Source organism: Shewanella oncorhynchi (genome assembly GCF_012584455.1).
GTDB classification, from domain to species: Bacteria; Pseudomonadota; Gammaproteobacteria; order Enterobacterales; family Shewanellaceae; genus Shewanella; species Shewanella oncorhynchi.
In genome coordinates this window covers 78,304-93,625 of the sequence record NZ_JABAEB010000007.1, presented here as the reverse complement: position 1 = coordinate 93,625, position 15,322 = coordinate 78,304, and the positions used below count along the sequence as shown (strand labels likewise).

The following is a 15,322-nucleotide window of genomic DNA, read 5'->3' as shown; positions in this document are numbered from 1 at the left end:
TGGCATTATGAGTTTGTTACATTGCTTTCATAGGGCTTTTTTATATTTGGCTTGCTCGGCTGGATTGATGTTTGCCTCTCCCGTCATGGCCTCTTTTTGGGATTCTTTATTTCGTAGTGAGTTGCCCGTCGATCAAGTGACTGCACCTGTAGACAGTCCGCGTTTCGAGTTCGTCGGTGTATTACCTGCTAATACGCAATTAGAACTTGTCGGTTATTACGTCTCATCTGTTTGTACTCGAAAGGAAATCCGTTTTCCCAGTGGTGATATTGCTAATCCCTACCGCGCGACATTCGAAGAAACCTCAGTGCTGCGGCAAGTGATTAGCAGTGGTAGCAAAGCGAGTGAGTTTTCGCTGCCCTTAGCTTTGAACGGTGGCGGCGATTGTCAGTGGCGGCTTGAGGATTTAATGCTCGATGTGACAATACTGCCGAACCATCCGTTGTGGCAAAGGGCTAAAGCACTTAAACAACAATACCTTGCTAAGTTGCAGCGCACTTCTGTTGTGGATGCGGCACAAGTTGCTAGCCAAACGACGTTGCCGACCCAAGTGTCACCCCACGATGATTTTTATTTAAGTCATGAACTTAATATCGATCCTATTCATGCGGGTAGCGAGGCGGATAATTCGTTGCTTGCGACTACGCCTTTATCTTTAGCGCCAGTTTACTATCCAGTATTTATTCATTCTCCTAAGGAAGACAAACCCTTCGAGGCTAGGCTGAAAAGCAGTTTGCAGCAAATTTCTAGCCTATGGGCTAGTCCTTATACTCAAGCGATTCGCCGCGGTGATGAGGCTGTGATGCGGGTGAATTTTAATCCACAGATTGCCGAGCAGTATGAGGTCAATGTCTGGTATCAGCCTGATACGGTTGAAGTGAATTATCCCGATGGTACTCAATATACTTATGCTAACGGTGATGTGGAATTGTATGCCTATGGTAAACCTGAATCTCAAATCAAGACGTTAGCTCAGAGTACCAAGGCCGAAGATAAGCGCTTCTTGGCACGTATCTATGAGCTTGGGCACGCCTTACCCAAGGATAAAATTAAGGCACAGAAATATTACCGTGAAGCCGCTGAAGCTGGCGATATTGAGGCGCTGCATTGGATGCGAGATCAAGCGGGTTACGCGGGGCGTGCCGATGAAAAGATCTATTGGCTGGAGCGCGCCGCGAGTTTTGGCGATAACGCGGCAAAGCTTGAGTTAATCCGTTTACCTTTATCGGTTATCGAGCGTGGCTTGGTTAATACAGGTGCGGATAAGGTCCGTGAAACGCAAGCATGGCAGCAGTTAAATCAGCTAGTTGGCCAAGGGTTGCCTGAGGCAAGAAGTCTGATGGCGTTTTATCAAGTGTTATCTTGCTCCCCTTACTTTAATGCCACAACGGCATTGGAAAATTATCGCCAAAGCGTTAAAGCTCAACCTGATTTAGCGCGAGATGCTGCCGAAACCTATTACTACTTTAAAGAGGATTTTGAGCAGAGCGAGGAGTTTTGGATCATTGCCGCCGAGCGAGATCTTTACGCCGCCGCTGAACTTGCCAATATCCTGTTATTGGAACCCTATCGAGATACGGTTAACGCGAGATACTGGTTAGAAAAAGTGACAACCTTGGGTGCCAAACAAGGCTTGCAAGCGGATATTCTAGGCAATGCTTACTTCCAGTTCGCAACCCTGTTAGATAAAGGCGAGGGTGGACCGGCCGATGCAAAAGCAGCGTTAACGCTTTATCAGCAGAGCATTGAAATGGCAGATCGGTTTTCAAACGACTATGCAGCAAGGGCCAAGGAGAGAGTGCAAGTGCTCGAAGGGATGCGCTAATAACGTATTGCCGCTAAAGACTCTATGACGTCAGTGTCGCTTATTCAGCTTATCTTCAATAAAAATCCCTGCAGAAGCAGGGATTTTGCTATTTATTCAAATGCTTGATTTATGCGTAATGGCTAAAACTGCTTACTTAAGCGATGCAAGTCATCAAACTAGCGTAAATCAACCTGCAGTGCGACTCCCGCACTCTGGGGCTCACTCTGCACTGTGATGTAATACCAACCCACGTTTGGTGCATTGACTGTGATACTTTCCCGCGTGTTGGCGGGTGTCACAGAGGCTGCATCGAAGTGTTGAGCATTCGCCCAAGTCGTCCCCGAAAACAGGCTAACATCACCACTGCCGTGGGCGGAGTTTATACTTAGCTGATTCGTTCCCTCTGGTACCCAAAGGTAATAATCGTTGCGCCCATCGGCGGTGCAAATGGCTTTGCCAGCACTGAGCTCACCATAACTTAAGGGTGATTGCGTCGCGCAGGCGTTGGCAATGAGCACCGGATCGGGTGTGTTGCCCGTGCCTGTGCTAAAGGTCAGTGTTACGCCGCTAAACTCAGTGGCAGTATCAATCGTGATATAACGCCAGCCACGATTGGCGCTGAAGCTAAGCGATTCTTGATTTCCTGCTTGAGCGCTCTTTGCATCGGCATTATCTGCGTCGGCCCACTGACTGGCATTGAAGTAAATATTGGCATCCCCAGCGCCGCCCTTAGTGGTGACAGTGAACTGGGTATCATCTTCCTCAACCCAGAAGTAGAAGCTGTTACGCCCGCCACTGATGCACTCATTTTTGCCTAGGGTGAGCTTACCGTAATCTAAGGTCGCTGCGCCGCAATTGGCTGGTGGCTCAGGATCCACGCCGCCATCCCCCAGATCGGGGTCGATATCAGCAAATAGCTCAGTGGTGCTGACTTGCATATCAACACCGCCAAAGTCCCCCGATAAGGTAATGTAGTGCCAATACTCGTTGGGGTTTAACTGCACCTTAATCACTTGATAATTACCATTACCGATACCAGCGCCTTGGTTTTGCTCAGGGCTTGCCCAGCCTCTAGAATCGAAATAAATGTCGGCATCTCCCCAACCACCGCCAATCTTGATCCAAAGCTCTTGGGCTGTGCGATCGGTATTGGTGAAGCTGAAACTGGCGCGGCCGAGTTTTGAATCGATACATTCCATCGGCACATCAATTTTCAGGCTGGCCGATTCAGTGTAACGGTAGGCTTCATTAGTCACTTGGCAAGGTGAGTAATCCTTACTGATTGTGCCTGCTGGTCCTGTCCAGTTGCCTTCGCGGCCACTGGGCTCAGCGTCGACATCACTCGGGCCCTTATCGACTATGCCATCGTCAGCCGTGCTTAAACCACTGGTGAGCCAACCCTGCCATTCGTTATCGTAACGTGTTCCGATATTATCCATAAAGGCTTGATATTCTGCATATTGATCGTTGCGTAGGTATGCCAGAATCTGTCTCACATCGTCCCTGTGGTGTTCAAACATGAAACGCACCGCCAGATAGCCCCAGCGATAGATGCGGTCTTGGCCAGATTCATAGTTGTTTTTGAAGATGGTCGATAACATATACTCACCGGTTTCGCCCATGGCAATTGCCGCAGGGTTTGCGTCACGGTAAGAGATGTATTCTGCGAGGCCTTCAATCCACCAAATGGTATTGGCCGAAGTGCCACGACTAAAGTCACCAAACAGGTTATAGCGTCCATCGAGGTAGTGTACGTATTCGTGTTGCAGGTTCCAGACGTGGAAATCTGGCGTGCGCCATTCGGCTTCATAGGCGATAAAACGTGCCTGATTTTTGAGTCCGGCGGGTGAGCCTTCTAAATACATGCCGCCATTGTCGGTACTGATACCAAATATACTGTTGGCTAAGGATTTATACTCAGACGAACTGCCGAAGATCACTAGCTCTAAGTCATCGTTGTTATCTTGCCCCACAGGTTGCATGCCCGTTTCGAGTTTACTGTGGAAATAACTTTCTTGGCTGGTCAGCACATCACAGGCCCATTTGGCTTGATCTTGATAGAGATCTTGGGCGCGGATCTTAAGGCTGTCGGAGCATTTCCAGTTGAAAGGTAAGGCATCGGCCTCTAACTGCGCCTTAAAACCACAGATATTGTAATCATTACAATGGCTGCGATCGTAATAGTCGGCCATTTCTGCCGCCGCGTACCAAAGCACTTTGCTCGGTTCGGTTTTGCTGGTGTTGCTGAGGATGTTTTTGACCAGCTGGGTCACTCGCGGGCGCATGGCATCAATGTAATACAGCCTAGACAACTCTTTAACTGAATTGACCAAAAGGTACTCTGCATTGGTGCCTAACAAGTCGCGATGTTCGAGTTGGAAGTTATTCAGCGCATCTAAAATGCTTTGGTCACGCGCGAACAGCGCCTGCATGTCATCATTCCATTGAGCGCGGAATAAGGTGGTAAACACTGAGTTGGCTGCGGCGTTCATGGCGAAACTGGCTTGCCAATTAGCATCATAGTCCGTAAGCACTTTAATGGTGACATGATTGAAATCGGCGCCGAGCTCGGCTGAGTCAATCAGGATTAAGGCTTCTTTCAACACGCCAGCATTAGCATCGGAGACAGTCCAAATCGCAGCGTTCGCAAATAAAGCATTAAGGGCAGATTTTAAGCTGACCTTAGCAGCATTGCTGTAAGCGGGCACATCATTTGGGCTGTAAAACTGCACATAAAGGGCGGCACGAATAAAGTAAATATGGGACTCCAGATGCTGAATATCGACCCCAGTGTAGTCCTTTGTTTTAGCGGCAATGGCATTAGCCACACTGATCACATTGGCCTCGCTAAATAGCGCGGTCGCAGCACTGCCTTTGAGGCTATAGAGCTTACCGACGCATTCGGGTGTCGATTGGCTCAGTTCATTGACTAGTGCCTGACCTGATTTCCCAACAAAGTCACTGCAGTCGCTGACTTGCATCGCGGCGCTACGATTTTGCAACTTAAGTGGGGGTTGCTCCGAGACCTCTATCTGACGTTTCTGGCGTGAATGAATCTTAGGCTGCTCTGTCATCGTCGGATCATTGGGGGATGCCATCAATGGCGTCTCCCGCAGTAGCGGTCTATGTGATTCAATTAAGCTAATTGGTGCAGAGGGCGGTGGCGGGACGGGTTGAGCTGGTGAACTGTTTGATGTGTTGTTGCCTAATGGGGGGCTTGCATGAGTGTTATGGGCAAGAACGGGAGTTGCAATCGCTAAGCTAATTGCTGCGAAGAGTAGTGTGTTTTTCATTGTGTATCCGTAGTTATCTAGTCTGCAAAGCAGATCTTCCTTGGGCGTTATTTGATGCATTTAACACAGACTTGCATCAAACCTCATTGGATTATTTGCGTGATAACAATAGCGCGACAAACATCGCAGCCAGCAAATAATGCCTCAGAATAATGGCTGTAAGTTTTTAATATATCTAGTATTTATCATAATATTTTTTTGATACATCTTTTCTGTTCAGCTTAGGTTCAGCTTAGGTTCAGCTTAGGTTCAGCTTAGGTTCAGCTTAGGTTCAGCTTAGGTTTAGCTTAGGTTCAGCTTAGGTTCAGCTTTCAGTTCAAATGGTTAACGTCAGCCGCTTGATTGAGTGTGATGGAATATAGAATGGAATAACTGTGGCTATTTGGCTTGAAATTGCGCTAGCTTAGCCGCATTAAGGTTTAGCGAACGAACCGTTTAAGCATAGCAATCTGCTATTAGGTTGGTGCCATTCTCACAGGAGCTTTTATGTCAGCTTTACCAAGCGAGTACACCCATATTCATGTTGAGCAACCTGGGGCGCCCGAGGTGATGCGGCTATCGCGCTCGCCTTTGCCTGTCCCTGCGGCGGGGCAAGTGTTGATCCGCGTACATGCAGCAGGAGTGAATGGCCCCGATGTTAAACAAAGGGTGGGCGCGTATCCACCGCCACCGGGTGCATCACCGATTATTGGTCTTGAGGTTGCTGGGGATATTTGTGTCCTCGGTGACGGCGTGAGCCAATGGCAAGTTGGCGATAAGGTATGTGCCTTAGTGCCGGGCGGTGGTTATGGCGAGTATGCACTGACCTATGCGGCCCATTGTTTGCCGATCCCGACGGGCTTTAGTTATGTGCAGGCGGCTGCGCTGCCAGAAACCTTCTTCACCGTATGGGGTAACCTGTTTATGCGTGCGGGACTCAAAGCGGGCGAGACGGTACTGATCCACGGTGGCTCAGGTGGCATTGGTAGTACGGCTATTCAGTTGGCCAGTGCACTGGGTTCAAAAGTAATAGCGACTACGGGACAGGATGAGAAACGCGATTATTGCTTGAGCCTTGGCGCCGCTGAAGTCATCAACTATCGTACTCAAAACTTTGTTGAACCTGTGATGGCACTCACTCAAGATAAGGGCGTAAACGTGGTATTTGATATCGCGGGTGGTGATTTTATCAATCTCGACTTACAAGCCTTAGCGATGGACGGGCGTATGGTGTCGGTAGCCATGCAACGGGGGCCTAAGGCCGAGGTTGAGATTTTCCGCCTGATGGCAAAACGTATCATGTGGACAGGGTCGACCCTAAGACCGCAGAGCGTGGAGGCCAAAGCCGCCATTGCCGTTGAATTATTGGAGAAAGTTTGGCCGTTGTTAAACGCCCATAAAATTGTCCCCAATATTTTTGCAACCTTTCCATTAGCACAGGCCGCTAAAGCCCATGCTTTGATGGAGTCGGGTGAGCACAGGGGCAAAGTCATACTGACTGTCATTTGAGCTAGGCATACTTGGTTTTGCAGCGACATATTTGCTTTAAGTCGCTGCCATTCGAGTCAATCTAGAAGACATTCTGACATCATAGTGGCTTAGTCATTGTTCGGTAAATATGAGTTTGTAGCGCTGTAATTAAATCTTCATGGATAACCTTGATGGTTAACTTTACAGCAACCTCGAATTGTTAACGTTGATGACTCATCAAACACCATAGATATGATTGCTTTTTCTTGGGAATAAAACTTGCCGCGTCGATTTTTTAGACTAAAGTCGTTAATGATTAAACTTTTTGGGTACTTTGGCAGAAATTAATACGTAATTAGTGAAAATTTCATGGTATGAGGCATTGATTATCGGAAATATTCTGTAAAAATACCCAGTTGAAAACGTCAGAGACTTTCAGGCGCTATTCGTGGATCAAAGCAAGCGATGCTTCGCTTATTCAGGCTAAAAAACTCATGGTGTATGTGTTGATTTAAGGGTATTAGCATATATGTATAACACAGCAAAGAAACAGGTTTGGTATGGTGAGCTGAGAACATCGAAAGGCAACGCGATTGTCGTCCATGACAACCAGCTGCCCGATGCCTCCCCAGGACGTATCTACCTATACAATACCGATCGCGATGCGATCATTGAGTATGTGGAAGATATAGTCAAAGTGAACCTATACGACTTAGATGAGGCTGCGTTAAAAGCTGCTGAGGCTAAGTTTGGTGGTGCATGGAAGGCGGCAAGATCTCAATTTATGAGTAAACATCAAGCTCGCATTGACTTGAACAACGTGAAGGAAACTGCGCCTGTACGTAAGGCGAAGCCTGAAGTTGAACCAGAAGTCGAATCTGATGCCGTTGGCGTGGATTTTGACGATGATTGGGGCGATGATTTTGATGATTAACACAGTGTCGGCCTAATGGCTAACACTGTGAGTGTAAGGAATAAAGTAGTGTTTATTTTATTCCTTATCGCTTTATTTATTTCCTTCTGCTAAACCGCACTTTCCCTCGTTTTCTCAATTTTTTATTGCGAATGGCTACGCATCGGCATCGAACTGATAACGGCTAATGTGGTGATAAACCTTGCCTGGCACTAACCAAACATCATCACCAAAGCGCTCGCCTTGGTTCGGTGAGTCTGGCAGCATCTGCGGCTCTAAACACACAGCATGATGTTGATTTAATACCTGTTGATTGCGACCTACTGTGCCATTTAAAAAATTAGCACAGTACAGCTGCACACTCGGTTGATTAGTATAAACCGTCATAGCACGACCGCTAATGGGGCTGCTTAAACAGCCAAAACGGGCGAGTGAGCCATCGGGATTATTCATCATATAACAGTGATCATAACCGCGAGTGCTTGCGAGTTCAGCGGCATGCAGCTTGTCACCTAAGCGTATTGGTTGACTTAAATCGAAAATCGACCCAGTTGTATCGGCAATCCCAGTGGGAACACTGACATCATTCATGGTGAGATAGCGCTTGGCATCGATTTGCATCAGATGCTCATGATTGGTCTCTGTGCCATCGAGGTTGAAATAACTGTGTTGGGTGAGGCTTACGGGACAGGCTTTATCGACGGAGGCTAAGATTTCTACGTACAAATTATTGCCTGCGAGGCGGTAATCCAGCTGAACTGTGCAATTACCGGGGAAACCCATGTCGCCATCTGGGCTCATTAAGGTCAAACGCACACCATCGGGGAGTTGACCTAGTTGCCAGTTTTTACGATTAAACCCTTCACGGCCGCCGTGTAAACAGTTAGTCGCTTGGTTTACATCTAATTGATAATCATGACCTTGATAGTGCATTTTGCCGTTAGCGATGCGATTTGCAAAGCGGCCTGCAATGGCACCTAAATGAGCCGATTGGGTCAAGTAATCTTCAGCGCTATCACAACCTAAGACGATATTGGCACGTTCGCCGTGTTTATCTGGGGTCCACAGAGCGCGGATAATACCGCCTAAGCTGATGACTTCTAATGCGAGTATGCCATTGTCGATCCGAACCCGTTCGATTTCACCGCCGCGGGGATCGGTCCAAGGATCCAAAACACTGAAACGTACCATTTAGCTTCCCTCTGTGTTGAATATGCTCACTGCTTATTGTGTTAAATGAGTATGTTAACCCTATTATTTGTCATCAACAGCATAAAGTTCAGTGATGAATTCGTATGTTATCGACGGCGTAGTCACTCTATTCGGTTGTCTTTGGTTTAAGTGTGGCTAAGTGCTTGTTCTAGCAAATTGCCTGTTCTGGCTAGTTATCTATGCGCCCTGCGCCAGCGCTGGCGGAACATAAATACACTGTGGCATCGATGGCGGTTTTTTCGAAGAATTCATGTTCAACGGCGGCAACAACAGCGTCAGTCAGTTCATGGTCGACCAAGGCGACCACGCAGCCGTCGGTCATGCGGATGCCACCACGCTCGCCGATCACTTGGCTGACAATTTCAACTAAAGTATCAAATTCGGGCAGTGTGACTTCAAAATCATCACGCAGTGAAGCATGGGATTCAGCCATTAAACGACTGAATTTTTGGATGTTATTTTGCTCTAGGGCGCGAGCAGCATTTTGAGTTCTTTGGTTCTCAGTGACTACGTGTTTCGCTCGGCGGTATAACACTTCATCTAAATCGGCCTTTGCGCTTTCTAGTTGGCGTAAATCGAGGTGACGCAGTGCATCTAAGCCAAAGTACTCTGCCGCTTGTGCACACTCAGTACGACGTTGTTCGTTGGTCGCGGCTAAGCGTTGTTTCTCGATATGGGCATCTATGATGATAAGGCTTAGGTTTTCTGGAATGGGAATGGCTTCGCTATCGAGATCTAAGCAGTCAATCAGGAGTGCATGGTCTTGCTCACCCATGGCGCTGCACATTTGATCCATGATGCCACAGGCCGACTCAACATACCTGTGTTCGCCGCGCTGTGCGAGTTGCGCCACTGCCATTGGGGATAAATGCAGTTGGCTGGTATCACTAATTGCTGTACCGAAGGCGACAACGAGTGCGCCCGAAGATGAAAGACCTGCGGCAAGTGGTACATCGCCCACAATGGCTAAGTCTAAGCCCTTGGCTAATAAGCCAGTTTGCGCCATAGCCGCAGTAAAACCTTTGAGGTAATTCACCCAGCCATCTTGCGGGTCCATGTCGTTTTCTTGGCCGAAAACCCACTCTTTAATTTGTCCGGGAAACGCATCGGCGACGGCTCGAAACTTAGTATCGTCACGGCGTTTTACCGCAATCACTGTATGAAAATTAATGGCTGCCGGGAGTACAAAACCGTCGTTGTAATCCGTGTATTCACCGATCAGATTGACGCGCCCAGGGGCTTGATATAAATCGTCGGCTTTAGTGCCAAAGGTTTGGACAAATAACTTTGTGGCGCGTTGCGCAGGGTTTGACATGCTGTAAAAAATTCCAAAAAAGCTGAGCTAATTTCGTTACCGTCATCGATTTATATCACGACTGAGTCAGTGATGTAACTGAGATTTTTTGCTGAAATGGCGATAGGCTGCAATGAGTAAATCGATACTGGGATGAGGAGGCAAAATAGCGTATTGAGTGTTTTATCTAGTTAATTGATTTGTAAAGATTAGTCAGCATTTAGTTGGATGCCGCACAAACTAGCAGAGGATGTTACTGCTCGTTTGTGCGACCTGTTATGGCGTGGTTTTAATTTAATGCAGCATTAGCAGGCACTTAACTACGTAGCTCCGCATTAAGTTTAGGATCAGGCACTTGTACAGTATCTTCCGCTTGAACTGTGTTTTTCTCCGAGTTTTGCAATAGCTCGTAAATAACATGATCCACAAAACCGGCACCTGCGGCTTCGTACAGGTTGTACACACTGTGTACACCCGATTCTCGAAGCGCCGCAGCATCGTCACTGTACTGCACAATTGCACTGATTTTGCCTTGATAATTCAGTTTTTTGAGTTGCTCAACTGCAAACATATTTCCCGCGTGGTGCGGCATGGCTAGCAGTACCAGTTCAAGATTAGGTGCTCTGTCGAGTTTTTCCCAAAAATCGGTATCTGAGGCGTCACCTTGCACTACATTGCGACCCTTTGTTTTATGTAAGTCGACTAAGTCTTGCTTGTGTTCAATACCGAGAATTTCCCCATCAAATTGTTCCCTGAGTTCATCATAGGCACCGCTACCAATACGGCCCATGCCTAAGATTAAAAAGCGTGGATTGCCAATGGCGATGGGTCTGTCTTCTGGGTGTAACGGGCGTTTTTCGAGCTTGATTAAACGCTGCTGGAATCGCTGGTAGATATTACCGACGGTGGCGTTAAGTGGCGCGGCGAGTAAAAAACTAAAGCTTAATGCCACGGCGATGATCACTAGCCACTCAGGAGGTAACCAACCTTTATAGGTGGCTACTGCGGCGACGATTAAACCGAATTCACTGAAGTTACCTAGGTTAAATGAGCCCAACATAGAAGTACGCGAACGCAGCTTAAAGCGGGTAAGAATGTAAACAAACAGCAGAATTTTGAGTGGCACTAACAACACCAATAGCGCCGCGAGGACGATATCCGATACCGTAGGTAAGCCGTTGAGCCCTATGGTTAAGAAGAAGGCAACGAGGAAGAGTTCTTTAAAATAGAACAGGGATTTTGCCAGCTCGGAGGACTTTTTGTGGCCCGCCAACAAGATACCGATAATCAGTGCGCCGAGATCGGGTTTTAAACCAACAGATTCAAATAACCAAGCGCCAACCACGAGTGCCATAACTAGGCCGAAAAGGACTAAGAGTTCACCGTGGCCGACACGGTCGAACGCTTTATAGATGAGCGGTTTAGCTAGTGGCAGTAAGAGTAATGCAAAGGCCCATACCGAAGGTACATCGCCTTTAGAAATGGTTAAAAACAGTACGGCGAAGATATCCTGCATAATCAAGATACCAATAGCGACCCGGCCGTAGAGGGATTGCACGTCGCCTTTATCTTCTAACACTTTGACCGCAAATACGGTGCTGGAGAAGCTTAATGCGAAGGCAATTAACGTCAGTTGTTCTAGGTTCAGACTCGTGAGTTGGCTTAAACCCAGTAAGCCGAAGAGTTTTAGAATCGGCACAAAAATCACGATCGAGAGCACTAAGTGCACACTCGAACCCGCCCATACTTCGGCCTTGAACAGGCTACGAATATCGAGTTTTAACCCTATGGCGAATAACAGTAAAGTGACGCCTAGGCTGGCGAGTTCTTGCAGTAATGGCAGGCTTTCTTTATCTATTCCTAAGATGAACAGTACAAAGCCTGCCACTAAGTAGCCGATGAGCGGAGGGAGTCCTATACGGCTGACGAGCATGCCGCAGATGAGTGTAATAATGAGGATGCCTGGTTCCATGATGCTCCAATCTAAAAAGTCTAAAATTGTAAGTGATTGTATAAGAAATCTATGACACTTGGATAAAAAAGCGGACTTTTAATGAAAAAAGTCCGCTTTTTATTGGTGTTGCGGTAAATACACTTGGCTGTTAAAACACGCGCGAACTAAATCACTCCGCTGGTCTAAGCCTAAATCGTTACTATTTCACGAGATGATCTAAATGGGTGGCAAAATCTTTGGGGCCCATAAAACCAGTCACGCGTAAATCTTCCCTTTGCTCACCTTGTTCGTTAAACATCAACAGCGTAGGCAAACCGAGCACATTGTATTTTTCGAGTAAGGCCACATCGACCTTGTCACTTTTAGTCACATCCGCTTGTAGCAGTACGATTTTATTCATGCGGGCTAACACGTCGGCATCTTTAAAGGTGATGGCTTCGAACTCTTTACAGGCAACACACCAATCGGCGTACAGATCGAGCATCACAGGCTTACCTTGGGCGGTAGCGGCTGCAATTTCTTGCTCAAGATCTTCAATGGATTTAATGCGTTTAAAGCCATGGACTTCTTCGGTCGTCGCCGCAGTGCCTACGGAATTGTTATTAAAACCAAAGTGTCCCATCACAGCTTGGAATCCGTAGGAGAAGCTCGCCAGTAGCGCCAGCGTTAATAGCACTGAACGGACAGTCTGTTTCCAGTTAAATTCACTGAGTTTGTTCTGATGCATCAAGTAGCCGGTGAAGCTTACGCCCCACAGTGACCAAAGCACATCGGATACTACGCCTGTCCAAATACGGCCAAGCATCACGATAGATACAGCGATCAGCAGGAATCCGAAGATAGTCTTGATGATATCCATCCAAGCGCCGGCTCTCGGTAATAATTTACCGCCTGAGGTGCCGATAATCAGTAGAGGTAATCCCATACCCATGCTGAGTACATACAGGGCTAAGAAACCTTGGAGTAGGTCGCCGGTTTGCGCCACATAAACGAGTGCACCCGACAGCGGCGCGGTAGTACAAGGTGATGCGACAAGGCCAGAAATCACGCCCATTAAGAACACGCCAACTAAGTTGCCGCCTTTTTGATTATTCGAGACTGAGTTCATCTTCTCCTGCCAGCTCGATGGCAGTTTCAAATCGTATAGGCCAAACATAGATAAGCTGAGCACAAAGAACAAAATCGCGAGTACGACTAATACGGCAGGATGTTGTAATGCCGCTTGGTATTTTAGTCCCGCCGATGCAACCACTAACCCTAAGATAGAGTAAGTGATTGCCATGCCTTGGACATAAGCCATGGACAAGGTAAAGGCTTTTGCGGTTGAGAGCTTTTGCCCTTGGCCGACAATAATACCCGATAAAATCGGATACATAGGGAATACGCAGGGCGTTAATGCCAGACCGACACCTAGACCAAAGAAAATCACTAAAGTCCAAATTAAACTGTCGTTCGACAGCATTTGGCTCAGGGTATCTTGCTGAGTAATGGGTTGCGTATTGGTTTTATTGGCAGTGCTTGGCTCAGTGCTGGTTTGCTCAGTCGTCGTGGTTGATTCGGCGCCTGCAATTAAGCCATCGTTGGCTGCAATCGCCTTTAAAACGACTTCATGCTTGGTCGGTGGATAACACAATTTACCTTCGGCACAACCCATAAAGGTCACTGTGAGCGTGGCATTTTCATCGGCCTGTTTTAAACCAACGGGAATATCGACATAGGTATAATAGACTTCTTGCTTACCAAAATACTCATCTTCATGGGGCTTTCCCTTTGGTAGAGCGACCGTGCCTAACTCGGCACCATTGACGCTAAATTTAAGCTTGTCGCGGTACATATAGTAACCGTCGGCAATCACCCAATTGAGTTTGACCTGATTACCTTCTTGCTTGGAATCGAAGACAAATGCTTGATCGACAGGCATCAATTCAGGCTCACCCTTCATGAAGTCGAATTTGTTACCGAAAACCCCTTCACTATGAGCTAAGGGCGCAAGAAGCAATAAAGAAGTGAAAATAAGGCTGAGTAGTTTTTTCATGGCTGAGTGTTGTCTTTTATCCAATCTAAGTAGGCTGGTAGCCCGTGGGTCACAGGCACGGCAATAATTTCGGGTACTTGATAAGGGTGAAGCCTAAGCACAAGTTGTTCTAACTCTGTATATCGACTTTGTAAACATTTAATCTGTAAGCTAAATTCTTGCTCTTCACAGATTTTTCCTTCCCAAGTATAAATTGAACGTATCGGGGCGGAAATCTGAACACAAGCGGCAATACGCGACTCAATTAAAGCTCGGGCCAAAGTATTGGCTTGTACTTCATCGGGGCAGGTAGTGCTAACCACTAAATACTGATGCTGCATAGTGTTAGGTATCGTCTCTTAAGAATCTTAAAGTTCGCTTAAGCCAACTTCGTTAGGCTACTTTACGTGTTTTAATGGTCTCATACATTAGCGGGTTAACAAAAGGGTGAGCTAAATATCAGTGTTTTGCTCCCTTACTTCGTCCTAATGGTTATCCTGACTTGAATTAAGACCGGATAACCCCCATTTAGTTTACAGAGATAGTCAGATAAACCTGAGGTCGGTATGTTTTTCATTATTTTTTTACTCTTTGTGCTGATCCCAGTAATAGAGCTGTCGGTGCTGATCCGTGTGGGTGAAGTGCTTGGCACTTGGACTACCATAGGTTTAGTGCTGTTTACCGCCGTGCTCGGGGTCTCTCTGGTTCGCAGCCAAGGCTTAAATACCTTAATGCAAGTACAACAAAAACTGGCTCGTGGTGAAGCACCGGGGCAAGAAATCGTTGAAGGTATGATGTTAGCAATGGCGGGCATCTTGCTCGTGATCCCCGGTTTTGTGACCGATGCCATTGGCCTATTATTCTTGACGCCATTAACCCGTCGCCCCATTGCTGCTTTGTTGTTCAAACGCATGCAGTTACGGGTTGTTGCCGGTTTACAGGGAACAATGCACGGTGGCTTTCAAGCAGGCCAAGGCCCTTTTGGGCCTAAGCCACAGGACCCATTTGGCCAAGCGCCATTTGATGATAGTGTGAAAAAGGACGGTAATGTGTTTGAGGGAGACTTTGAACATAAAGTCGATCCAAGTGATATCAAACCCGCTAGCCATCAACTCTCTGATAAAGCGCAGGACAAAGAACAGGATAAAGATCCTAAGCCTTAGTCTTAGTCTTAGTTTTAGTTTTAGTATTAGTATTAGTATTAGTCTCGTATTGTCTCAGTCGCTTGTTGCGTTAGTTTGTTATTGGATTAACTCAGTTGATTATCGCGTTTAATCGCTTGAGTTTTCTCCCTAATATCCCTTAGATACCAGTGGCCCGCAGAATCAATCTGACCTGTGCCGCTGGTTCACCTCCCCCGTAATAGGCATTTCACTTTTAAAAAAA

10 protein-coding genes are annotated in these 15,322 nt (G+C 47.0%); 4 read left to right on the top strand and 6 right to left on the bottom strand.

The window, feature by feature from the left end:
• The first annotated feature begins 7 nt into the window (after positions 1-7).
• On the top strand, positions 8-1,825 hold the full coding sequence (locus HGO26_RS12810) for an SEL1-like repeat protein (protein ID WP_168825569.1): 1,818 nt from the start codon (positions 8-10) through the stop codon (positions 1,823-1,825).
• 158 nt (positions 1,826-1,983) lie between these two features.
• On the opposite strand, the gene HGO26_RS12805 is transcribed toward HGO26_RS12810, so the two are convergent.
• On the bottom strand, positions 1,984-5,100 hold the full coding sequence (locus HGO26_RS12805; RefSeq protein ID WP_168825567.1) for a M9 family metallopeptidase: 3,117 nt from the start codon (positions 5,098-5,100) through the stop codon (positions 1,984-1,986).
• 486 nt (positions 5,101-5,586) lie between these two features.
• Here HGO26_RS12805 and HGO26_RS12800 point away from each other — a divergent pair, with 486 nt between their 5' ends.
• Together HGO26_RS12800 and HGO26_RS12795 are read left to right on the top strand one after the other, a co-directional pair.
• The gene (locus HGO26_RS12800; protein ID WP_168825565.1) at positions 5,587-6,588 is read left to right on the top strand and encodes an NAD(P)H-quinone oxidoreductase; all 1,002 of its coding nucleotides are present in this window, start codon (positions 5,587-5,589) and stop codon (positions 6,586-6,588) included.
• Positions 6,589-7,078: 490 nt separating this feature from the next.
• Complete coding sequence (locus HGO26_RS12795) at positions 7,079-7,483, top strand: hypothetical protein (protein WP_105251357.1); 405 nt, start codon at positions 7,079-7,081, stop codon at positions 7,481-7,483.
• A 135-nt stretch (positions 7,484-7,618) separates the two neighbouring features.
• On the opposite strand, the gene HGO26_RS12790 is transcribed toward HGO26_RS12795, so the two are convergent.
• The 5 genes from HGO26_RS12790 to cutA form a co-directional block, all read right to left on the bottom strand.
• Complete coding sequence (locus tag HGO26_RS12790) at positions 7,619-8,653, bottom strand: aldose epimerase family protein (RefSeq protein WP_131524396.1); 1,035 nt, start codon at positions 8,651-8,653, stop codon at positions 7,619-7,621.
• A 190-nt stretch (positions 8,654-8,843) separates the two neighbouring features.
• Complete coding sequence (galK, locus tag HGO26_RS12785) at positions 8,844-9,989, bottom strand: galactokinase (protein WP_028761840.1); 1,146 nt, start codon at positions 9,987-9,989, stop codon at positions 8,844-8,846.
• Positions 9,990-10,284: 295 nt separating this feature from the next.
• Positions 10,285-11,940, bottom strand: coding sequence for a cation:proton antiporter family protein (locus HGO26_RS12780; protein ID WP_168825563.1), 1,656 nt, complete (start codon positions 11,938-11,940; stop codon positions 10,285-10,287).
• Positions 11,941-12,121: 181 nt separating this feature from the next.
• Complete coding sequence (locus tag HGO26_RS12775; protein ID WP_168825561.1) at positions 12,122-13,957, bottom strand: protein-disulfide reductase DsbD; 1,836 nt, start codon at positions 13,955-13,957, stop codon at positions 12,122-12,124.
• Positions 13,954-14,277, bottom strand: coding sequence for a divalent-cation tolerance protein CutA (cutA, locus tag HGO26_RS12770; protein WP_168825559.1), 324 nt, complete (start codon positions 14,275-14,277; stop codon positions 13,954-13,956). Before cutA ends, HGO26_RS12775 begins: the two co-directional genes overlap by 4 nt.
• A 225-nt stretch (positions 14,278-14,502) precedes the next feature.
• Between cutA and HGO26_RS12765 the strand changes: the two genes are divergently transcribed.
• Entirely contained in the window at positions 14,503-15,099 is a 597-nt protein-coding gene (locus HGO26_RS12765; RefSeq protein WP_105251362.1) for an FxsA family protein, read from the top strand.
• The last annotated feature ends 223 nt before the right edge of the window (positions 15,100-15,322 follow it).